The sequence below is a fragment of the Dysgonomonas sp. Marseille-P4361 genome (assembly GCF_900343125.1).
In the GTDB taxonomy this organism is placed as follows: Bacteria; Bacteroidota; Bacteroidia; order Bacteroidales; family Dysgonomonadaceae; genus Dysgonomonas.
The window spans coordinates 478537-501434 of the sequence record NZ_OPYL01000001.1 but is presented as its reverse complement, the minus strand read 5'-3'; the positions used below and the strand labels follow the sequence as shown (position 1 = coordinate 501434).

Sequence of the window (22898 nt, the reverse complement as noted above, 5' to 3'; positions counted from 1 at the left end):
TCCCAGTACATGTTCCAGAGGAGCTTTCCGGCAAAATACCCAAACCCATGTAAAATGAGAATTCCAAGAACGTTTCTGCAAAAATACCTAGGTCAGAGCCCGAACACACTGAGAGCGTCGATAGCCCATATGTGTGAGATACATGTTCTCAAAGAACAACTAAATTCAAGCTCAATGATATTAGATATACCGTATGTTCTTGGCGTGATATCTATAATAAACAATGCGTCCGATGACGATGTACTGAAGATACAGGATCTATTTTTGGCTGGGGATAAGGATGGTCTTAAATCTTATGGGTTTCGTCCAGCTACAAATTTCAGCCCTCCTCCGGTATCGTCATTGGATGATCCTGAAAAAGCGCAAAAACTGACGATTTTAGATGACAAAACCCAAAATGCTCAAAAACTGACGATTTTAGGAGTCGATGAGAAAAAAGCTCAATTTTTGACGATTTTGAACGAAAACAGTCAATTTTTGACGATTTTAGGTCGTGAAGAAGAACGAAAAGCGCAAATTTTGACGATTTTGGAAAGTGGTCTACCTGAAAATGTTCAAATTTTGAGCATTTTGGCTGTACTTACACCTGATGATTGGACTGGAGAGTTGGCTTTTTCGTTCGAGAATGGAGAAATTGATGTAATTGGAACAAAATCGTCAATTTTTGACGAAAATGAGGCTAAAAACACCGATTCAAAATCGTCAATTTTTGACGAAAAGGGTGTCAATTTTTGCGCATCAAATCGTCAATTTTTGAGTTTTTACCGTCAATTTTTGAGCACAGTATATAATAGATATAATATAGATATAATAAAATATAATACAGAATTTGATAAATCGGACAAAGAAAACCAATCTCTCAGAAATCAAATAAATGTTCTTTTAGAAAAGAACCAAAACAATCAAGTGGAAGCATTCGCTTCTTCCAGCTCTTTAGAAAACTCTAATGTTTGGATTGAAGAGAACGAAGAGGGGAACGTTACGGAAGATGATAATAAACTTCAGATGGGATATGATATCTTTGGTGAGTTTGATTGGTACACTAAACGAGAACTTGAATTGTTTGCTCAGGAAAAATTAAAAGATCCTATCATCAACATGGTTTATCGTTTAATAAAAGACAAGTTCGAAGATGGCTCTCAGATCACAGGTAAAGAATTCATAGAGTACCTCAAAGAAATCTTAGATGAATTATTTGTAGCAGAGGTGCCTCACCCTGAAACCGGAGAATTGGTTGAAGCTTCCCTTGACTCTATAATCGGGGAAGACTGGGACGAAGAACGATTAACTGATGAAGAAAAGGAACGTTACGAGGAAATCTTTAAGTTGATTGAGCTAAAACGATTCTGTAGATACGAACACCAGCGAATATTCCCATATTTCCAACATGAGGGGCGAACAGTGTTTGTGAACTACACAGAGAGACCGTATCAGTCGCCAGAGGAACGTTACGAAGAATTCCAGAGACTTCATTCACAGTATGAGCATACGTTCACTGAGGAGCAAATAGAACTGATGGACTTTGAAAAGCACGAGATCTTAGTGGAACGCTTCAACGAGCAATTCCCAGAAAACGAAAAGCACATGGTCAACGATATGGTTTGTGCGATGCAAGACAACATGGTTGACATAGGCCTTTTCAAGATCGGGAATTATGAATACAACAGCTATAGCGTTCTTAACGGTTTTGATGGGCTGATACGAATCCAGTATAGCGAAGATTGTGTAACTGGAATAAGAGCGCCTTTTAAGACGATTTACGAGCAGCAAGAGGAAATCGAGTCCGAACGTAGGGAGAGAGACTTAAAGTTGCTTAAATCGAACGGGAGCATGGTCTACAGCGATAAATTAGATTACTCAGAACTTCTAGAAAAATTTAAGCCAGCGAGAATCAAACTTACCCCTGAAGGAAAGATCCCAGCAAAACCATCCTTATCTGAGGCCTTCAAGTTCTTGGGCTTTACTGATGGTAAAGTTCTGGAAGAGTGGGAAATGAATCAAATATGTGATGCTCTGCTAAAAAAATACAATCGCACTGGTAGTGGTGTAGGAAATTTCAGCAACATTCTAAGCGTGTCTGAGTATAACACCTACAACAACCGATACACGCTAAAGGGTGTGACTCCAGAGAACGTTGCGAAGAACGATACAGACGACAACGAGGAAGAAAAACCATACATTCCTCTCCCTCGTGAACGACGCAACAGAGTGCGGCGATAACTATACAATACTTCCGCCAGTAGAATCCGGATTAGGTCTGGCGTGGAACTTTTTGATGGCATGGATTGCTCGTGATAGGGCTTCCATGCCATCTTCTTTTGTTTTAAAATAATTCCCATTAGCATACCTCCTGTTGTCCAGAGTAGATAATGATTCATGTACTTTCACTACATACATTCGATCATTTATGCAGTAGTATGGCCTACCTTTTTTTACACGAAGATTAAGCTCCTCGATTCTTCGAACATGAGGATTCCAATCTTTACCAGCATCATTCAGTTGAGCTAATAGAGTTTTCTTTTCGATAGCATCCAAAGTCTTAAATACAACTTGATGTATATTTCCGATGTTGATTCCAAACCCGTACTGGATTGGCTCATCGCCTTTCTTTATACACATCATGATAGCATCATCGCCATCTCTCCATCCAAATACACCAGCCCCAACACTGCCGTCTGAGAACGTTACGCGAACGTAGCTACCAGATACAGGAGTGTATTTTTCAACAGGCTTGCTGTATTCATAACTCCACTCCAGCCCTTTTGAGCTTAATGCTTGGTGGATTAGTTGTGTTTCTTCATTCGTAGAGCTTCTGTGTTTATCCAGAGGGAGTTTAGTGTCGGATGTTATAATATCTCCGTTTTCATATAAAGTGGCTCCTGAAATTATGTTGTGGAGACCTACAAAGTGAACGATAGATATCATCTTTTGGGTACTAGAACAGTTTTCGTACGTTACCACATCTCCGTTGTTGGGAGATTGGGTATACAGCCATTTCTTGAAGTCTTGAAATGTTATCGTATCAAACTTCTTCGCGGATTTAGGTGCAAAGAGAATCTTGATAGAAAACATCTGGTAGCATAGTTGTCGTATTGCGAGCTCATCAACTTCCTGACTTGCTCTAACTGATTTCAAAAATATGACTATATGCTCTATGGTCTTGCTGCAATTTTCACTGATAACATTGAAAATATTAATCATAAAGTATATAGTCTGCGCCAAACCTCTGTTTACTCATTAGAGTACAAAATTTGGGACTATTTGTTGGTTATTCTTGAATTTTTGGATAAAAATAATACACCCTTAACCCAGATATATTTAAGGGCTGCTTTTGGAGCTTAACACATATCTGAGAGAAGAGATCCTAAAAACTCTGTATAAACTTAAGCTTATAGGACTGGTTAATAAATCAATGCAGAGCTATTTTAAGGTGCTTTTTAGGCACTTTTACGTGCCGCTTGGAGAGTTATCCCAGACAGTGCTTTTTGCCTTAAAAAAAACTTAATTCTATGCGTCAACTTTTAACAAAACCCAGACTTGGTAAAATCGCCCCCGCCGGAAAATCAGAAATCTCAAAAAGTAGTTTTATAATAACCATACCAGAAAAAATCGGACTTGGAAAATACGGCCAAATTATATATATGGCTTCCGCGCAAACAAGAGTACCCTCCTCGTTATTTTTTTTGTTAATTTATATTAACTAATATCATTGTATAAATATTTATCTTTGATTATAAACTATTTACAAGTTCTATTTTTTATAAAAGTAAAACTAACATAAAATACCAAGCTAAAATAATGCTATACAAAGCATACTATCAATCACCACACAGATAATAAATGGTTATTTTAAAACAACAATTTTCTTTATGGAGAAAAAGCTATTCGAATCCTATAAATCAAGTATTACAATCCACCAAAGGAAAAGAAAACTACATATACATCCTATTCAATTTATCAAATGCCATCAATGAATTTTCCTATACAGTTTCATATTAGCGTAGCGTGCAAATATTAGCGTACATTTTGCAGCCTTTTAGCGCGGGAGGAATCTTTTCTTCATCGAGAACCTCACGAAGAGGAATGGTATTGTTGGCCTTAGTTTGATATAAAGTGTATTTGTTTAACCTTCAATCATATTGTGATAAGCTTTCAATTTTGTATATTAGTTCCTTGAAATACAGCAGTATTCATTTGCGTCATCATGCGTAAACATTGTGATAAGCTTTCAATTTTGTATATTAGTTCCTTGAAATACAGCGAGTTGCAGAAAGCTATGTCGTTGATTTCCATTGTGATAAGCTTTCAATTTTGTATATTAGTTCCTTGAAATACAGCAAGGTTACTTATACTTCTCCTGTAACTGGATTGTGATAAGCTTTCAATTTTGTATATTAGTTCCTTGAAATACAGCTTCGTCCAAATTACATCCGAGAGCAAATACATTGTGATAAGCTTTCAATTTTGTATATTAGTTCCTTGAAATACAGCAGAGGTATTCATAACATATTGTATTTCAATGATTATCGCAACTTGTTAGGATTTTAAAAAGTGATGTATTTGAAAAAAAATCCTGATTTCGATCAGGATTTTTTTTTCAAAAGAGCTCTAGTTGTTGTCCTTCCTTTTTCTTAACTTGTACACTTTGTCCATAAAATAATTCCATCATCCCGAATTGTTTATCCGTTATGCACATTATTCCTACATACCCTTTTTCTGGTAGAAATTTCTTGACCCTCTTAATATGAACATTTGCATTTTCCATGCTCATGCAATGACGGATATAGATTGAAAACTGAAACATCATAAATCCATCCTTTTGTAGATTCTTACGGAAATCAGCATATACCTTTCGGTCTTTTTTTGTTTCGGTTGGAAGGTCGAACAGTACTAAAACCCACATAATTCGATATTGATTTAACCTGTCCTGTTGCATAACATAATGTCACAATACAAATTCAGGATATTTTATTTTTCGCAATTTACCTTCAAAACATTGTGCTAATGAAGAGGTGGTCTGGCTTATTGCGACCATCAAAGGACTCTTTCTGCTATTAATCATTACATCTATAGTCGGTATTTGCAATAACTGTGTTTTTACAGATCGTGATAATTCTTCAAAACCTTCTCCAGTATCAACTATCGAAAGTACAATACTGTCTACAAAAGGGCGATAAGGTTCCATAATATCGTCTGCTAAGCAATAGGCATTGTAACGGTTGTGATGATGTATCCCAAAAGTAGGCAATAATCCGCTTGAAACTAGTGAACGTGCCACAATCGCCCGAAGAATGGCATAGCCATAATTTAACAGATTGTTAGGAGGAAGTTCATCCCTACCTCTTACAAAATTATCGATTTTAGGAAAAGCCTCTTTCCAGTAATAAGCGGCAGCCCGGGCTTCGTAATTATCAGGATCACCACTCTTTACATCATTCGCCCAATACTCCATATTACGGATATTACATGAGCGGAATTTTCTCAAAACACAGGTCTGATTCTTTATCTTAGCCTTGATGGTTTGTTGCCAAAGATTCTTTTTCAAAAGATCGGTAGCCTGAATCTGTGCATTAAATTTCTCCGTCTGAGTTTTATTTCCACAGAGCGGAAGCATCAAACCAACCGGCATACGGCTGCTATTGCAGGTTATTAGAGCTGTATTATTTTCCAATAGCATTTCTATTAACCCATGAGTTAGCGTGATTTGTTTATGGTCGAGGATGATAACTCCCAAATCCTCAATAGGGAAAATCAACTCACTATCCTTCTTAAATGTATTGGGTAGCTTTTCACTTTTTTCAACCTCAGGCAATTTTACTACCAATTGACTGTTTCGCATACTCAGGTATGCAGGGTTACCGAAATAGAGTGTTTTCTTGATCATGTTTGCAAAGGCTTAAAGTTTCCTACACGATCAATATGGAGTTTTATGCACACATGTTTTATAGAGAAACCAGTATCTATATCGTTTTCAACTTTATTTAGTTGGAAGAATTCGACTTTATCAATAATTGGTTTAGCCACAAAATGTGGTATTGCATAAAGTCTGCTTCCTGTAAAACTTACGATTTTATATATTCGAGTCAAATTTATTGAGTCTTTAGAAATAGCATTTACTCTCTCCTCCTCCGTTGGTACATATACCAAATCATTCGGCGATAAATGGAACAATAATCCATGTCCCTTTTCATTCCTTTCAGGAGCAGCGTTTAATCCTTGCTTAAACCTCTCTATAACAATATTTAGCGGAATGGTTTCATATGAACGATTGCCTTTCTCATCCGCATAAATGGCAAAGAATAAATTCGTCCCTTTTTCAGCCTCAACAAATTTTTTCTTTTTATTTCCTGTATAGCCCACACGAAATTTATTGCCGATTGTTTCATACACACATACTTTATAGATCGGTTGATGAGGTTTATTATCATTGAAGGTTGTAATATGTTGGTTCATTTCTTCAATACCTTCTGGTGAGAAGGCCAATTCCGGCTTATTGCCCTTCTTTGACAAATAATTCAGGAGAATTTTTTGTATGCCACTATCTGTAATAGATTCTTTTATAACTTTCTCCGTAAATGAAGAATCTAATAGCACTCGTTTAGCTGCATTTTCGGTATCAAAATAATAAATCTCAACCTTCGATATATCATTTTCTCCACAAATATATTTTCTGTCTCTAAAGTATTTATTTATTAAGTCAGGATCAAATTTTCCGTATACTCCACTGATTCTTCGAATCTCACTTCTCAATTCTTTATCAACAATATCTTCTACATTTTTCAATGCTTCGCTCAGTTTTACACTCTTTTTTTTCCGCAATGAAACTTTGGCAAATGGCATATCTTTATGTAGAGGCTTCCTTATAGCCCAAAGATCACCTTTCGTTTGCAATTTCAAAACTTTGTTCCCATTTTCGTAGGCTTGATACCTATTAGTTGCTTTATTAATCACTCGCAAGTTTTGTTTAAAGCTAACTACAATTTTCGCCAATTCATTTTGGGCATCAATAGTGAAGCTATTCAACGGTTTTATAAATTCTTTAGGAATTTCTCTTTCAACTTGCCTCCCGACTGTTTTGTCGAAATAAGAAGCTTTCTCGAACATTCTTAACTTTCGTTGTAAGTCATATCTCTTCATGTTAGATTTAGCCGATTGATTATTCAGCAAATTCACATGATCTTTTGTTGTACAAGCAATAACCAAGGCGTCCATGGCGTGGTGGCGGTGGTCAATACGTTTCTTTTGGAATCCTTTGGAAAACTCCAACGGAATGGTTGGAAGAAATTTTTGATACTGCTCGTTCCAGACAGTAAATACAGTGTGATTCCTCAACTGGTTCATCCGTTCGAAACGTGAAATTATCAAGTTATTCCAAACAGCATCTAACCCCCAATCACGTTTTAAAACAGAGGTTACATTTCCGGTACAAATCGTAACATTCTTAGAGGCGACATCCAGCTCTCCTTCTTCTCGAACCACATTTGACAATAATCTCATCACAATCTTGTTGATATATCGCGTATCGTTGTTGTTTGTATTGGTTGTATAAATCGATGGTGAATTCTTGTGTAGCTGTATTATAGGCGGGATCAGCAGTATCCGTAGGCATAACAATCGATGGCATATAGAAAAAACGCGGCATAATAGCTGTCGCATCTGCCATAAGCCTAATCCACTTTGTTCCGTCATTATAATAATATCCCGAAACTACATCATTTACAGTGGATGTGTTATAAACGGTCATTCCGGCAACATGATCAGATAGGGGAAATGCAGATGTTGTTGACGTAAGAGGCACTCGGGGGAGCAAAAATCCTTTGGATGATGAGCCTGAGTTATTTTCTTTTAGATCTAATAGCGCATCTTTGTGAGGAGGTTCTCCAGCTCCAATAGTAACTTGAGCTTGAACACTTGTCGCTATACCTAAAATTAATAATAATAATAATGATCTTAAAAAGATTGGTATTTCCTTTTCTTTAATTCTCCTATTCATGTGTTTTGTGATTTGTGATTTGTATTTGTATTTATTTAACGTATATACAAAGCTCCTGTTTTCGTCTGTATATTCCTAAAATAGGCATACAACAAATCTACAACATTGCATTATATTGTTTATTTATAATATTATAATAGTGTCCCTGTTGAGTGTTCTCAATTTCTATTTAACACAAAATACAGTAAAAGTAATGTCTATATTTTATTGTTTTGATGTTTTTAAATTCTTATCGGCTTCTAATAATAGACTTTACTATCATTTAATCCTATTAGCATGATTGTATATCCTCAACCTTATTACTATATAATGGACTTACGAGCCTATCTATCTCAACAGAAAAGTATAAAGGCTTGGTTCTATATGAGAAATATGAATTTTATTAATAATATACAATTAAAGTATTTATTATGTATATTGAGTAACGCTCCTCTTAATAGAGTGTATTTATAGCGAGGACTCAGTAGAAAGTATTCCCTGCTAGATATTTAATGTAGATTTATTTAGAGAATCAAGGTATGCTTCGATGGAGGCACCTGTAGGAAGATTTAGTTTTTTTCTTAATCTATTCTTCTTCGTTTGTACGGATCGATGCTCGACATGGGTGAAAGTTGCGATGTCTTTTGTTGAAAAATTTAGAAAGATGTAAATGCAGAGAATAAATTCAGAATAGGTTAGGTCTGGATGTAACTTGAGCAATGAAGTAGTTATTTCTGGATATACTTCCTTGAATCTTTTTGGTAAGACATGATCATTATTTTTTGCCAATGTTACTATTTCATCAAATGAGCTATTTAGTTTTTTCTCTAAAACTTTCGCATCTTGCCTAATTTCTTCGATAGTCTTGGTTAGCTCTTCTCTTAAACGAGCTTTTCTAAGTAGTAGTTTATTTTTAGTTCTTATAAAAAGAAATACAGAAAAAGAAAGGAGACAAATTGCGGAAATTGATATAATTGTGAGTATTTTACGTCTCTGAGCTTGTTGCTGCTTCTTTTCTTCCTTAATAAAAAAATCTAATACAGAACCTATACACTTTTCTCGTTCTTCATGTAATTCATGTTCTATTAATAATCCTTTTTCTCTGTATATTTTTGCAGAATCGAGTATTCCCAATTTATCATATAGTAAAGAAATTTTTGAATAGACGGAGATAAATTCTCCTTTTATTCCGGTTTGATTGATGTTATTCAAGGCTCTATGATAATAACACAAAGCTAAATCATTTTTCTGCTGCTCTGTAAACATATCGCCCATATACATGTAAGTTCTTGATCTATAATCATAATGATATTTATCTGCTAAATCTATGGCTTTACTGAAGTTAAAAACGGCTAAATCAAAGTCTTTTTTACTTGTATACCAATCTCCAAACGAGGTATATAGGTTGACTAGATTTCTATAAATATATGTTTCATCCATTAACTCTAAGAGTTCTTTATTCTTATTCATATAGTAATAGACTGAATCATCGTTATGGATATTATTATAAACTACAACCAGATTTTCATAGGTTAAGCTTAGGGCATAACCTTTTAGCTCTTCAGGTTTTAAGTCATTAGTTAGGATTTTACATTTGAAAAATTCTCGTAGAGCTTTATCGTTTAAATTAAGATATGAAAATATTTGGCCTCTAATTCTACTAATTTCAAACATTCTGTTTTTATTCTTTGCGGAAGAAGACTCATTTTCGGTTAAAGTCAGATAATTGAGAGCTTTCTCATAGTTCCCCAAATAAAAAAGTGTTTGCGCTAGCCCCAAATAAGCAGAAGCTCTTCCTTCTGAATAATTTATCTCATTACTTTTTTTAAGAGCTAAATATGTAGTTCTAACTGATTCTTCAATTTTTACATTAATTTTATGGGATTTGCTAAGTTCCAATAAACTGTCAATCTCTTCTTTAATTACCCTATCATTTGCCGATAAAGCAAAAGAAAATATATTTAATAATATGAAAGCAGAGTATCTTAACAATTTTAATAAAGACATATTATTGTACTTTACTTCTCTTGACATAATAATGAATGTGTTTGTGATAAAATTAATCCTTTATTTTTGTTCCTGTAAAGCTAGCAACTCCATCTAAGAATTAACTCTTAAAATTAATTGTTTTTAATAAATATGTAAATTAAAAAAATAAAATGTATTCTTGCAAAAATTGAAAGCTTATCACAATAGAGATTATTCCGTTGTGAAAACATTTAAGGGGGGGGAAGTAATTCTCGCCTTTCATTCTAACTAGATAAACTATTCCTACGTATAGTTACTGAATAAGAAAAGTAATTAATTTTTATACTAATTTAAAATCTGCGTTGTTATACTGCGATTCTTATCTACACTATTACTATCTCCTGTAAAAATCTTATTTCCAATAGTCACACCCCCTCAATAAACAACTCCACATAGTCCTTTATCTTTGCCAGTATTTTTTCAGCTTTCGATTTGCGTTCTTTCAGAGCTGGACGAGTTTTCATTGTTTCTACCAGATCATCGCGGAGAGGTGTTCGACCTGTGTACAAATAATCACTGATAACAGACTGAAGTTTGTCTTCCTTCAATTCTTCTTCTTCCGATAACTTATTCAAAGCTTTTAGTTTCTCTTCATCCCAGAATTCGAAGAACTTGCTTTCTAAATCATCTTCATCTGTCAGGTGAAATAAATTCTCATTGATAAATTTCTCTATCAGTTCACGCTTACTACGCATTGATGGAGTATTGGTCAATGAGTCCATCAACGACTTTCGTATTGTAGCTTGCTCTTCAACCGAACTTTCACGCAAACGACCGAGCAAGGTCAAAATATAAGCAACATTGATCTCGTCGCGATGAATAAGCTCCAGCTCGAAGTTAATATCGTTCAAAATGGATACTTTCTCAGGTTTCTCGCGATCGTCTTTTATATCCTCATACAGATCAAGATACTTGCTCTTGTAGTCTTCATAAGTCTGCTTGTCAATATCCAGATCGGAGAACGTGAATTGTGAGAAACATTCCAGTTTATTCATCAGACGCATCAACAGACGATAGCTCTTTACAAAAGCAATCTGAGCATCTTCGTCTGCAAGCGAAGATACACTATCCACTGTTGGAACAAGTGTGTAAAAATCGACTAAAGCTAGGTTAAACTCACGAATAAAGTCCTCGTAAGGTGGCATTGTTATGATACTTTTAGCATCCTTGTTTGCAAAAAGCTCCACAGCATCATCTGTCTCCTGTTTCAGATTGCGGAAACAAACAATGTTTCCTTGCGACTTAACTGCATTCAGTATTCTGTTGGTGCGCGAATATGCTTGTATCAGCCCGTGATATTTCAGGTTTTTATCCACATAGAGCGTATTGAGCGTTTTACTATCGAATCCCGTCAAAAACATGTTGACAACAAGCAAAATATCTACCTGTTGAGCCTTAACCTTTCTGGCAATGTCGTTATAATACTCGTAGAATGTACCGGTGTTATAATTTGTGCCGAACATCCTGTTATAATCTGTCATATACTCGTCAAGCTTATCGCGCGAGTGAGCATATGGAATCGTAGGCTCGTCGTCTAAAAACTCGTCGTCAATATCGACTGTACCCATTCCATTGGCTTCTTTGTCCTCCTCATTCGCTTGAAAAGAGAAGATGGTAGCCACACGAAGGTTGTGCTTGCCCTCTTGTTGCTTTTTCTTAAAAAGTTCGTAATACTGAATCAGCATCTGAACAGAAGAAACGCACATCATAGCTGTAAACTGACGAGAATGTGTCTTTCTGTTATGATTGGCAATAATGAAATCTACATTATTCTCTATTCGTCGCAGGTCGTTCAGCACTTCGGCGGTATCTATTGCCTGAACTTCTTCGTCTTGTATATTGTCCTTTTTCTTGTAAGTACTGTAATACTCTACAGAAAACTTCAATACGTTATTGTCGCGGATAGCATCGGTTATCACATATTTATGCAAGCACTTTCCAAAAAGTTCTTCGGTAGTACGTTTGCCTAATGCATTCTTTACTGCATTTTTCTCAAATATAGGTGTACCTGTAAAGCCGAATAACTGAGCTTTAGGGAAGAAGTTACGGATACGTCGGTGCGTTTCTCCAAACTGGCTGCGATGACATTCGTCGAAGATAAAGACGACCTTTTCGTCACGAAAACGCTCCATAACTTTGGCATAACGCGAACCGCTGATAGCTATATCGAGTTTCTGAATAGTGGTTACGATCAGCTTCTTTTGCGGATCGGGATCTTTAAACTGCTTGACCAACGCCTGCGTATTGTTCGTGCCATCGATGCTGCCTTTGCTGAAACTATTGAACTCCTTGACAGTCTGATAGTCCAAGTCTTTACGATCGACAACGAAAACAACTTTTGCAATATCGGGAATGGAAGTGATTATCTGGCTTGTCTTGAACGAAGTCAGTGTCTTTCCGCTGCCCGTTGTATGCCATGTATAGCCATTCTCGTTGCTTTCGCGAACACGTTTCACAATCTCCTCCACTGCATAATACTGATAGGGGCGAAGCACCATCAAGGTATCAGTAGATTCGTTGAGTACGATGTATTTGGTTATCATCTTCGACAAGTGACAAGTGTCGAGAAACTGGTAAGTAAAATCTTTGAGCTGCGTTATCTGATTGTTTTGGGTGTCGGTCCAATAGAAAGTTTGCTCGAAGCTACGTGCACTGATTTTGCTATTGGCATAGTATTTTGTATTCACTCCATTGCTGATAACAAAGAGCTGGATGTACTGAAACAGTCCGTAGCCAGCCCCGTAGCTATGGCGCTCGTAACGGTTGGTCTGATTGAAAGCTTCTTTCAACTCTAAGCCGCGACGCTTCAATTCTATTTGCACCAAAGGCAAACCGTTGATAAGGATGGTGACATCGTAACGGTTCTGATACTTGCCATCAATGGTCACCTGATTGGTCACCTGATAGGTATTCTGGCAATAGTCGAACATATCAATCAGATCTACATAGCCTACGGTATTGTCGTCGCGGGTATAATCCATCTTCTGACGGAGCGTTTTGGCTTTGTCGAAGATGCTGCCTTTTTGCAGCTTGTTGACTATCTGATCGAACTCGCGCTCGGACAAAGATGCTATTTTGTTATGTTTTTCGAGTTGTAGCTTGAAGTTAGCAAGTAAATCGGTTTCGTTCCCAATGGTTACGTATTGATATCCCAGCTGTTCGAGTTGGCTTATCAATTCGGACTCCATCTGTGCTTCGGTCTGTATGTTGGTCATGGTAAAATAAGTTAATCTTCGTCGTTGGAATAGGTTTCGTTATAAATATCGCTTAGGTTCTTGCCATTATAGAGCCAATATCCCGTTGGCTGTAGCGAATGTTCTATATTCAGCAGATCTTTTGTGGCGGCGGTCAGCGACATTTCGGTATCGTTGTACAAAACTTTACGATCGGCACAAACTTCGACTTCGATATGATGATCGTCCACGAACTGCAATTTAGCGCCCTGAGGAATAGACATCTCGCGGAAATTGAGTGGAGGGCGACGTTTTTTCTTGAATTTCTCGGCTGCAACCTTTTCTACAATTGTACTATCGTCATCCAGTTCGGCAACTACTTCGCTCGTGATATCGCGCTTGTCGAGCAATTGCAGAATGGCAATAGCCTGTTCGGGATCGATTTCGAAAAACTCGCGATTGGGATTGACACGGTTTTTATAGAATGCCTTGTGCATGGCTTTCTCAACTTTGGCACAGTCGTTTATCTCTACCAGACAAGCGTACCTGCACTCGAAAGGCAAAGGTACTCCCGTACTATATAATTCGCGTAGACGGCTATCGACTTCGTTGCGCAGCGTCATGCCAATTTTGACCAGATTGGGCATTGCCGGATTGGTCAATACATATACGATTCCATAATTACCATTTGTTGTAGTCATAGTATTTAGGTTTTTATCAGTCTTTACACAAACATCTGCTGAAGCAATCCTTTTTTGTATTGCTCGGTAGATGCGATTTGTTGGTTAAGTAATGAAATTTTATCGTCGATTGCCGACAAAAAATCGGCTATTTGACGTTGTTCATCTTCAGACGTAGGTATTATTATTCTTATAGAACTAACATCAGACGCATTATAAGATGGTAGAGCTCCAACTTGAGCAAATTTAGATAGATGAATAGTTTGAAATAACTGGAAAAAGAACATTATATTCCCAGCAGGAGTAAAAGACATCATATTATTGTCTATCAGAAAATTATTTGCAACCCTTTTTCGCTCTAAGAAAATAGCTGCACCTACTTTTGCAAATATTATTGATGGCTTCTTTATTACTTTATATCTATTATCAATAATTTGTTTATCTGAAACATAATTATTTGCTTTCTGCATTATTTGGATGTTTTCAGGCATATTCATATCTGAAACTTTATAAAAAGGGATACCACTAACCCCACCTTGCTCTTTCTCAGAAAACCCTGTTCCCGATGTAAAAAAGCCCATTTCCCCCAACTTCTTCTCCTCCCAATCGGGATAAGCGGAGCCGTCGGGACGAGTGAAGCGAAGTTCCTGCGAAAAGATGCGCTGCATCACTCCACGTTTATATTCTTCGAGCTTTGTTTTCTTGTCTTTCAATAGCTGCAACCGCTTGTCTACTACCGACAGAAAATCAGCTATTTTTTGCTGTTCGGGAAGTGAAGGGAAATTATTTTTCAATTTAATAAAATCTTCTTTAACAAACCCTTTTATAGAAGTTCCTTGTTCTAAAGATTTTAATTTTGATTTATTACTACTTAGTAGATATGCCAAAAATAGAAAATTTGCAGTACTAGGAGTTAGATTTAAAAAATCTTGGCTTGTGCATAATGGGATTCTATTTATTGCCAATTTTCCAACACCTACCCTAGACACGATTAAAATGCTATTTGGGGGCACTACTTTAGTAGCAGAAGAAGCTAAAGCTTCCTTTGTTATATATCTTGAAATATTTACATCTAAAATATTGTCTTCAAGAATGTCTGAACTTGACACCCAAGGTATAGTTCCATTCCATAAATCATTATTTGCTGTTGAAGGTGTTCCACCTCCAGTAAAGACACCAATCTCTCCCAACCTTTTCTCTTCCCATTCGCCCGAGAACTCAGGAAAACGCAATGCAGGTATTTTCTGTTCTGTATTCTTCATTGTTTTCTCCTCGCTCATTAGAATGGTGCATCTATACCCAGTTGTCGGCAAAAGTCTGCAATCTGTTGGTCAGCATCCGATAGCTGTAGGTCTATTTCTTTTATCTCCTTAGCCACTTGCGCAATATCTACACGCGGCTCTGGTTCGAAGGTATCCACATAGCGCGGAATATTCAGATTGTAGTCGTTTTCGGCTATTTCGTCCATCGTTGCCACATAGCTGTATCGGTCTATGTTGATGCGCTGGCGGTAGGCACTCACAATCTTGTCCACGTGTTCGTCGGTCAGTACGTTTTGCGTACCCTCTTTGTCAAAATCTTTGCTGGCATCTACAAACAGCACGTCGTTGGGCGAAGTGCGGCATTTCTTCATCACCAATATACACGTAGGAATCGATGTTCCGTAAAACAGATTGGCAGGAAGCCCGATCACGGCATCCAGCGCGTTCATATCCTTGATGATGTATTCGCGAATGACGGCTTCGGCTCCTCCTCTGAACAGCACTCCGTGCGGCAGGATGCATGCCATTGTGCCGTTGTCGGCAAGCTGATAGAGCATATGTTGCACAAAGGCATAGTCGGCAGCACTTTTGGGTGCTACACGTCCGTATCGGCTGAAACGTTCGTCTTGTGCATTGAGCGGATTATCGTCGCCTTTCCATTTTGCCGAGAACGGCGGATTGGCAACAATCGCCTCGAAGCGTTGGTCTTTGTGCATCGGATTTTCGAGCGTATCGTCTTGCTTCAGGTTAAACTTGCTGTAGTGTACTCCGTGCAGAATCATGTTCATACGCGCCAAGTTGTAGGTGGTACGATTCATTTCTTGTCCGCAGTATTCCGAAACTTCTACCTCCTTACCCACACGCAAGAGGAGAGAACCCGATCCGCAAGTGGGGTCATAGACGTTTAGGATACGTTTTTTGCCCGTTGTCACTAGCTTTGCCAGCACTTTCGATACTTGTTGCGGCGTATAAAATTCGCCTGCTTTCTTCCCTGCCCCTGAGGCAAATTTTCCGATCATATATTCGTAGGCATCGCCCAGCACATCCGATTCGCTGTTCGACAGTTCGAAGTCTATCGCATCCAGATGCGTCAGCACGCGCACGATAATATCGTTGCGGGCATCGGTGGTGCGTCCAAGCTTTGTGGAGTTGAGGTCGAGGTCTTCGAAGAGATTGATAAAATCGTCTTCGCTTTCAGTACCCATCGTACTGTTTTGTATATCGTTCAGTATTCGCTGAAGATCGTCAAGAATGAAATTGCTTTTCCCCGACTTGTCGCCATTGCCTCGTTTGGCTATGTTGCTAAACAGGTCTTCGGGCGGCAGGAAATAACCCAGTTTTTCGAGCGATTCTTCACGGATCACTTCTATTGTTTCGGGATCGGTCACCAGACGGTAGTCTTCGACCTCTTCGCCAACCAGCAATTCGTTGTTGGCATACAAGTATTGCTTTTCCGACAGGTATTTAAAGAAAATGAATCCTAATATATAATCGCGGAACTCATCGGCATCCATCTTTCCGCGTAATGTATCTGCTATATTCCAAAGTTGCTTCTCAAGCTGCTTTTTTTGATCTTCTGACATTCTTTTGTGGCAATGGTTAATTTTAAAGCCAAATATACAAAATACAAATCTCTAGACAATCTCTAAAAGGAATAATCTCTTTGCCAAATAAAAAAGCGAACCTGCACACCTGCAAGTTCGCTTTCAATTCTTGATCTTATGAGCAAAGATAATGAAATGCTCATGACAAATATATACAAATAAATATGATACGAACAGGTTCAAGGAGAATAAAAAAAATATTTTTAGAAACGACTTGCAACATTAATTAGATTAAGATACATTTGCCTATTAATAAAAAACAGTTATTAACTGTCTTGATTTAGGTAGATATTTAAACCGACACTTAAACCGGAAAAATTAGCGAACTGTAATTGCAGTTTTGAGAGTAGTATAAAGTTCAGATTATCAATAAGAAATCTAACTAAATGCGGAAGTAGCTCAGTTGATAGAGCATCAGCCTTCCAAGCTGAGGGTCGCGGGTTTGAGCCCCGTCTTCCGCTCTAATAATAAAGAACTTACAGAAATGTAGGTGCTTTTTCTATTGGGTGAAATTGGTTATTTTTGATATGAAAGGTAACCCAGAAGGTAGCCCAAAGCATTGGGATTTTAAGAAGAATGAACCTAAACATAACTATCCAAACAGAGAGCATATTTTAAAGATAATTATTGATAAAAAAACGGAATACCATACTCAAATCTAAAAGATCTTTAAAAAATATTTTTCTATTAAAGTACACATATACGATTATTTAAAATATACATTTGTACTGTAACACAAAAACAATAAATATGAAAACACACTTTTATCTGATAATTGTGCTTTTGGGATGTATCTTTTTTACTTATTCATGTGAAGATCCCAATGAGAACTCAGAAGAAATACTAGAAAAGGTTAATATTACTACCACCTTGGGCAACAATGAGGGTGAGTCTCCTCTCTATTTCTATGGTCCAAGAGAGTTAGAGTTCTTTGTCAGTTCAGACAAAGGGGATGTAGAGTCCGTTCAATTTTACTATAAGGGAGAAGAACTAGTATCATTCCCTATCCAATCTTCCAAATTCTATTTCGCCCCAGATATGTCTACAGAAGAGGCAACCAGTTTAGAGATGAGAGTAACAATAGCTGTAGGAAAGAAAAAATATAATGAAACTGTAGTCTATAAAATACAATACGTAAAGATTTCGGAAGAAGATTTTGAACTCAAGGAATCAACAATAGATCGTTTTGTATTCAAAATGACAGACAAAATATCGGACGGATATAAATTTATCCTCAACGGAGAAGTCATTGAAGATTTAGATAATATCACTATCGAACGTGGTTTTACTAGATTTAGTTTTCCTATCGAATCAAATATTATAATTTATATCATTCCAAAAGAAAAAGAATATATAGAAGGAAACTCATATCCACATGTAGTTCTAGATTTTAAGGATAGCAAGTTGGGTAATTTTGGTGTGGGATCAACTAAGTTTCACTACATAGATGACACACGGAAAGAACTATATGTTTGGACACATAGCGAATTATCAATATTCGATAAAGATCTAAACGAAATAAAACACTATCCGATGGAATTTATAAACAAATTCCTTGTCTCCCCTAAAACTGGATTGGTAGTTGTACAGCCTCTACATGAAAACATAGTAACTTATTCTGACAAAAATTTCAATAAGGTACTATCTACTATAGACTTGAATCTTTATTCGGGATGGCTTGCCGTTAATGAAAGAGATCAATTATTTAACGGGCATAATTATCAAATTGATGTGTATGATTTATATACAGGCAAAATGATGTACACCATAGACTTAAAGAAGCCGCTAAATAACTATACCATTCTAGGAGATAAGTTATTGGTCGCATTAGGATTCGAAGAAGGTTGTGAAAATCAAGTTTTTCAGCTAAATGCCACATCGGCAACTTTCCTTTATTCATTCGACAAGGCATATAGGTATTGCTATAGGCATCCTATAAATCCTAACCATCTTGTATTAGACAAAGTTGAAGGATTCGAAATATATGACATGGAATCTCAAACAACGATCAGCTCCTTTGAAGGATATTTTCAATGTATCGATGCCATTAATGGCTATTTATTGTATTATGATAAAGATTATAGCTACTCTGAACAGATGTTCGAAAATCATGTTATCGACCCTAAGTATAATAAAGTCCTTACTTTTGAAGATACATCACAATCAACTTATGGTAGTTTCTTGCAGTTCAACAATTACATTGTAAAAAGTGATCGATACACCCAACTATTACCTAATAATATGATAAACAAAAAATAATAAAATTTGAAATAGACAAAACAAGAGAATCGGATGATGAAAAAGTAGGTTCTAAAGTTGAGTGGTTTAAAGATTTTAAAGAACTTAGCTTTGAAATAAATGATTATATGTTAATGTTAGATTCTTTTAAATTGATGAAGAAATAGAAATGAAAAATTTATTCATTAGATAAATAATAGAAAAATAAACTCTACTTTTAATATAAAGTTTTTAATAAAACAATTTCTAATGAAACTATTTTAATTACATTTGCATGCTGATAAACATAATGTACTAAAAAAAATATGAAAGTAAAATTTATAGCTATTATAGCCCTAATAATGTTGACAACAGCAGCTAATGCTCAAACAGTGTTAGGCAAGTGGAAAACCTTTGATGACAAAACGGGCGATGCTAAATCCATTGTAGAAATAACCGAACGCAATGGTAAAGTATATGGCAAAGTAATAGAGCTACTCAATCCTAACATGAAAGATATGAAATGTAAGGATTGCCCCGGAGATGATAAAAATAAACCTGTTGTGGGTATAGAGGTTTTAAAGGGTCTATCTAAGAATGGAGAAAAATATGATGATGGCAAAATTCTAGATCCATCTAGTGGCAAGGTCTATAAATGCAATATCCAACTTGATGGTAAGAACAAACTAAAAGTAAGAGGATACATTGGTTTTGCAGCCATCGGTCGAACACAAACTTGGGAACGAGTAGAAAAATAACATACCAAAATATATAAGATGATTAGACTAGACTCTAATCATCTTATTTTTTTCAAATAAACTATTTCCTTTCTGATTCATACAACTCTCGTGTATCTTCATAAGAATCATACTGTATCTCATCGTTTAATATATCAGATAGCACATTGTTCTCAATCAATATATCAATCATACTATGCCGACAAATTCCGCAATTAGATTTATAATATAAAGTCTCTAAAGGCTTTTGACAGCCTTTTGTTTTATTCATTTGATAAACATTAATATAACTTGAAACCAGAGATTCTATAATATGTTCATTCTTAAATTTTTCAACAATACTGGTCAACAACACTTCATCACCTTCTCTATAATTACTTTGAAGAATATTGACATAAATAGCTGGATCCTTAGATGACACAATCTTTTCAAGAGCAAATTCCCTAATCTCATCAGCTCGTATATTCCTTAAGGCAGCTATTGCATATTCCTGTAGTCTGTATTTATTATTTTTCTGTTGAGCTAACATTAAAAGAGGTTTATAATCATATGGATATTTCACATATTTAAAAGCACTTAGAAATCTTGCTTTGACTAATTTATCTTTTTCTTCAAGAAATCTATCCGCTATTTGCAAAATCTCTTGTGTATTTAAAGACCTATTCTTAAGATACACAAATGGTTTTTCTTCAATCTCTTCAATAATAGTTGTATATGTTTTTCTATTTTTATTTTCTTCATCCCAACGAGCTCTAGTTTCTTTAACATTATTAATGTAGTAACAAATATTTGGATTCTTCTGAGCTTCAATCTCTAATTCTTTATACACATCCAATTCTGGATATAACTCTTGGCAGTGTGAAAGTAAAAAATCATCTTCACTTTCATCAGGATGCTTCATCAAATAATATCCAACTTTATCCGCAATAAAAAGCATTCCTTTTAAGCCATCCAACTCAATTATTTCAGTTCCTCCAGTCCAACATGAATAATTATTTATATTATAACAAAAAGTGTCATAGATAGTATGATAAGCCTCTTTATCACCTTTCTTTGCATAATGTAAGGCAAAGTCATATAACTGTAATAACGACCATATATCTTCTTTCTCTTTAGCAAGACTTTCTAAAATAACCTGTCTTATAATATTTCTTTGTTTAGAAAACTCTGCTAATCTGAATAAATAAGGAGCTCTACTACCTTCACATTGTCCATCATAAGCGTAATTAGACAATGAAGCATTAATTATCTCTTTCGAAAAATTAATATTGGGATATTGCTGCATGAGCAGATATGCTTCACCGGTTCCTCTCCTAATGGAACTACGAAACCTTTGTTTTATCGAAGTATGTGTTTTCAAATATTTATCCATTAAAGCTAACTATCAAGCATAAAAATTATGCCTTATTTAGTATAAATATATCTTTTTTTATTAATATAGCTATTTATTTTCATAAAACTACACAGAATGAAAAAGCTACTATTAGTATTAATAATTCCATTTATAATATCGTGTCAATTCAATAGTAAATACAATTATTCTGAAATAGAAACTAAACAATTTTTAGATGATATTACCAGAAATGCAAAAGTGGTAATTACTGATATAACAGAGATAAAAAAAGAACCGACGGATGAATTATTAATTTTTACTAGATATCCATTATCCAAAATCCAATTAGAGGAATACAACAGAGAATCTCATTTGATCAATAGAGATGATGATATATCCGATTTTGCTACATATAGATTCCTCTCTTACGAATTAATAAATGAAAATGGAGAAAAACTAGAATTTATTGATAATAATAGAGCTATATATTTACAAGAAACTTCAATATGGGAATATGATAATGTCTTATTCCAAAAACTTGTAATTGAAGTTAAGCTAAATAAGAAATTTCAAAAATTAAACGGCTATATATCCATAGAATTTGAAATGCCTCATAAAATTAAGAAAGAGGTGAAAATACCTGTTAATATCAGTATATATGATACAATAACTGATTAGATCATACAGCTTTTCTTTCTTCCTCCCCCTACTCTATATGAGATAGAAAAAATTAATCTCTTACTAGATAAAAGCTCATCAAACGTATATTTGCATCATATTATTTATAAACATTCTAAATTATTTATATAAGATGCAGTTATATAATAAATTGAGCTCTGCCGAGAGAGAAAAACTAATAGACGAGGCTGGAGTAAACAGGCTTACGTTATCATTCTACACCTATGCTCATATAGAAGATGTGCAAGCATTTCGTGACGAATTATTCATAAAATGGAATGAACTGGACGTATTGGGCAGAATATATGTTGCCACTGAAGGAATTAATGCCCAATTATCACTTCCGGCTCATAATATGGAAGAGTTTAAAAGACATCTGGATACTTATCCATTCTTGAAAGATATACGACTGAATATTGCTATTGAACAAGATAATAAGTCGTTTTTGAAACTTAAGGTAAAAGTACGTAAGAAAATTGTAGCTGATGGTCTTGATGATTCTACTTTCGATGTAATGAATACCGGAATACACCTAAAAGCTGAGGAATTCAATAGAATGATTGATGATCCCAATACAATAATACTTGATATGAGAAATCATTACGAAAGTGAAGTGGGAAGATTTGAGAATGCTATCACTCCCGATGTAGATACTTTCAGAGAATCTCTTCCAATTATTGACCAACAGCTATCAGAATATAAAGATTCCAAAAATTTACTCATGTACTGTACAGGTGGTATCCGTTGCGAAAAGGCTAGCGCTTATTTTAAGCACCGTGGTTTCAAAAACGTCTATCAACTGGAAGGTGGTATCATCGAATACACCAGACAGGTCAAATCGGAGGGTTTAAATACTAAATTCATAGGAAAAAATTTTGTATTCGATAATCGTTTAGGAGAAAGAGTAACAGAAAATATTATTTCACATTGTCATCAATGCGGCAAACCGTGCGATACACATACTAACTGCAAGAATGATGCTTGCCATTTATTATTCATACAATGTGATGAATGTGCTGCTAAAATGAACAATTGTTGCTGCGACTCATGTAAAGAAATTGTAGCTCTACCAATTGAAGTACAAAAGTCTTTGAGAAAGGGCAAGAAAAACGATTCAATGATCTTTAAGAAAGGAAGAAGTAAGAAAACAATTCAAGTTGATAACTAATCCTGAATTGAATCATAATAAAAAAGACCTTTACTCTTCAGTAAAG

General features: G+C 35.7%; 16 protein-coding genes, 1 tRNA gene and 1 CRISPR repeat array. Of the genes, 6 read left to right on the top strand and 11 right to left on the bottom strand.

Annotated elements, in window-relative coordinates; genetic code table 11:
• The first annotated feature begins 174 nt into the window (after nt 1-174).
• Nucleotides 175-2220, top strand: a complete 2046-nt coding sequence (locus tag DHU68_RS02075) for a hypothetical protein (RefSeq protein WP_160111046.1) — start codon at nt 175-177, stop codon at nt 2218-2220.
• On the opposite strand, the gene DHU68_RS02070 is transcribed toward DHU68_RS02075, so the two are convergent.
• From DHU68_RS02070 to DHU68_RS02020, 10 genes are all read right to left on the bottom strand, one after another.
• Nucleotides 2221-3201, bottom strand: coding sequence for a hypothetical protein (locus tag DHU68_RS02070; protein ID WP_160111045.1), 981 nt, complete (start codon nt 3199-3201; stop codon nt 2221-2223).
• Between the two features lie 937 nt (nt 3202-4138).
• Nucleotides 4139-4491: direct repeats of the CRISPR family, unit length 47 nt; unit sequence ATTGTGATAAGCTTTCAATTTTGTATATTAGTTCCTTGAAATACAGC.
• Between the two features lie 106 nt (nt 4492-4597).
• Nucleotides 4598-4903, bottom strand: coding sequence for a CRISPR-associated endonuclease Cas2 (gene cas2 / locus DHU68_RS02060; RefSeq protein WP_108821636.1), 306 nt, complete (start codon nt 4901-4903; stop codon nt 4598-4600).
• A gap of 42 nt (nt 4904-4945) precedes the next feature.
• The gene (gene cas1, locus DHU68_RS02055; RefSeq protein WP_108821296.1) at nt 4946-5884 is read right to left on the bottom strand and encodes a type II CRISPR-associated endonuclease Cas1; all 939 of its coding nucleotides are present in this window, start codon (nt 5882-5884) and stop codon (nt 4946-4948) included.
• Nucleotides 5881-7497, bottom strand: coding sequence for a hypothetical protein (locus DHU68_RS02050; protein ID WP_255412414.1), 1617 nt, complete (start codon nt 7495-7497; stop codon nt 5881-5883). Before DHU68_RS02050 ends, cas1 begins: the two co-directional genes overlap by 4 nt.
• Nucleotides 7442-7993 (bottom strand): hypothetical protein, encoded by a 552-nt coding sequence (locus tag DHU68_RS14310; protein ID WP_108821294.1) that lies wholly within the window; start codon nt 7991-7993, stop codon nt 7442-7444. Before DHU68_RS14310 ends, DHU68_RS02050 begins: the two co-directional genes overlap by 56 nt.
• 480 nt (nt 7994-8473) lie before the next feature.
• Nucleotides 8474-10006 carry a hypothetical protein gene (locus DHU68_RS02040; RefSeq protein ID WP_108821293.1) on the bottom strand — a complete coding sequence of 511 codons (1533 nt, stop codon included), beginning with the start codon at nt 10004-10006 and terminating at the stop codon, nt 8474-8476.
• A gap of 359 nt (nt 10007-10365) precedes the next feature.
• On the bottom strand, nt 10366-13215 hold the full coding sequence (locus DHU68_RS02035) for a type I restriction endonuclease subunit R (protein ID WP_108821292.1): 2850 nt from the start codon (nt 13213-13215) through the stop codon (nt 10366-10368).
• Between the two features lie 11 nt (nt 13216-13226).
• Nucleotides 13227-13874 carry a GIY-YIG nuclease family protein gene (locus tag DHU68_RS02030; RefSeq protein ID WP_108821291.1) on the bottom strand — a complete coding sequence of 216 codons (648 nt, stop codon included), beginning with the start codon at nt 13872-13874 and terminating at the stop codon, nt 13227-13229.
• 23 nt (nt 13875-13897) lie between these two features.
• Nucleotides 13898-15115 carry a restriction endonuclease subunit S gene (locus tag DHU68_RS02025; RefSeq protein WP_160111043.1) on the bottom strand — a complete coding sequence of 406 codons (1218 nt, stop codon included), beginning with the start codon at nt 15113-15115 and terminating at the stop codon, nt 13898-13900.
• 17 nt (nt 15116-15132) lie between these two features.
• Complete coding sequence (locus DHU68_RS02020; RefSeq protein WP_108821289.1) at nt 15133-16698, bottom strand: type I restriction-modification system subunit M; 1566 nt, start codon at nt 16696-16698, stop codon at nt 15133-15135.
• Nucleotides 16699-17107: 409 nt separating this feature from the next.
• Between DHU68_RS02020 and DHU68_RS02015 the strand changes: the two genes are divergently transcribed.
• The 3 genes from DHU68_RS02015 to DHU68_RS02005 all read left to right on the top strand — a co-directional run bounded on the left by DHU68_RS02015 (nt 17108) and on the right by DHU68_RS02005 (nt 19694).
• Nucleotides 17108-17180: transfer RNA gene (locus DHU68_RS02015), tRNA-Gly, on the top strand.
• Nucleotides 17181-17469: 289 nt separating this feature from the next.
• On the top strand, nt 17470-18978 hold the full coding sequence (locus DHU68_RS02010) for a hypothetical protein (protein ID WP_108821288.1): 1509 nt from the start codon (nt 17470-17472) through the stop codon (nt 18976-18978).
• Nucleotides 18979-19262: 284 nt separating this feature from the next.
• Nucleotides 19263-19694 carry a DUF2147 domain-containing protein gene (locus DHU68_RS02005; RefSeq protein WP_108821287.1) on the top strand — a complete coding sequence of 144 codons (432 nt, stop codon included), beginning with the start codon at nt 19263-19265 and terminating at the stop codon, nt 19692-19694.
• A 61-nt stretch (nt 19695-19755) separates the two neighbouring features.
• Here DHU68_RS02005 and DHU68_RS02000 read toward each other — a convergent pair whose 3' ends face one another.
• Nucleotides 19756-21045 carry a hypothetical protein gene (locus tag DHU68_RS02000; protein ID WP_108821286.1) on the bottom strand — a complete coding sequence of 430 codons (1290 nt, stop codon included), beginning with the start codon at nt 21043-21045 and terminating at the stop codon, nt 19756-19758.
• Between the two features lie 96 nt (nt 21046-21141).
• Here DHU68_RS02000 and DHU68_RS01995 point away from each other — a divergent pair, with 96 nt between their 5' ends.
• Nucleotides 21142-21684 (top strand): hypothetical protein, encoded by a 543-nt coding sequence (locus DHU68_RS01995; RefSeq protein WP_108821285.1) that lies wholly within the window; start codon nt 21142-21144, stop codon nt 21682-21684.
• 133 nt (nt 21685-21817) lie between these two features.
• Complete coding sequence (locus DHU68_RS01990) at nt 21818-22852, top strand: rhodanese-related sulfurtransferase (protein ID WP_108821284.1); 1035 nt, start codon at nt 21818-21820, stop codon at nt 22850-22852.
• Nucleotides 22853-22898 lie beyond the last annotated feature (46 nt).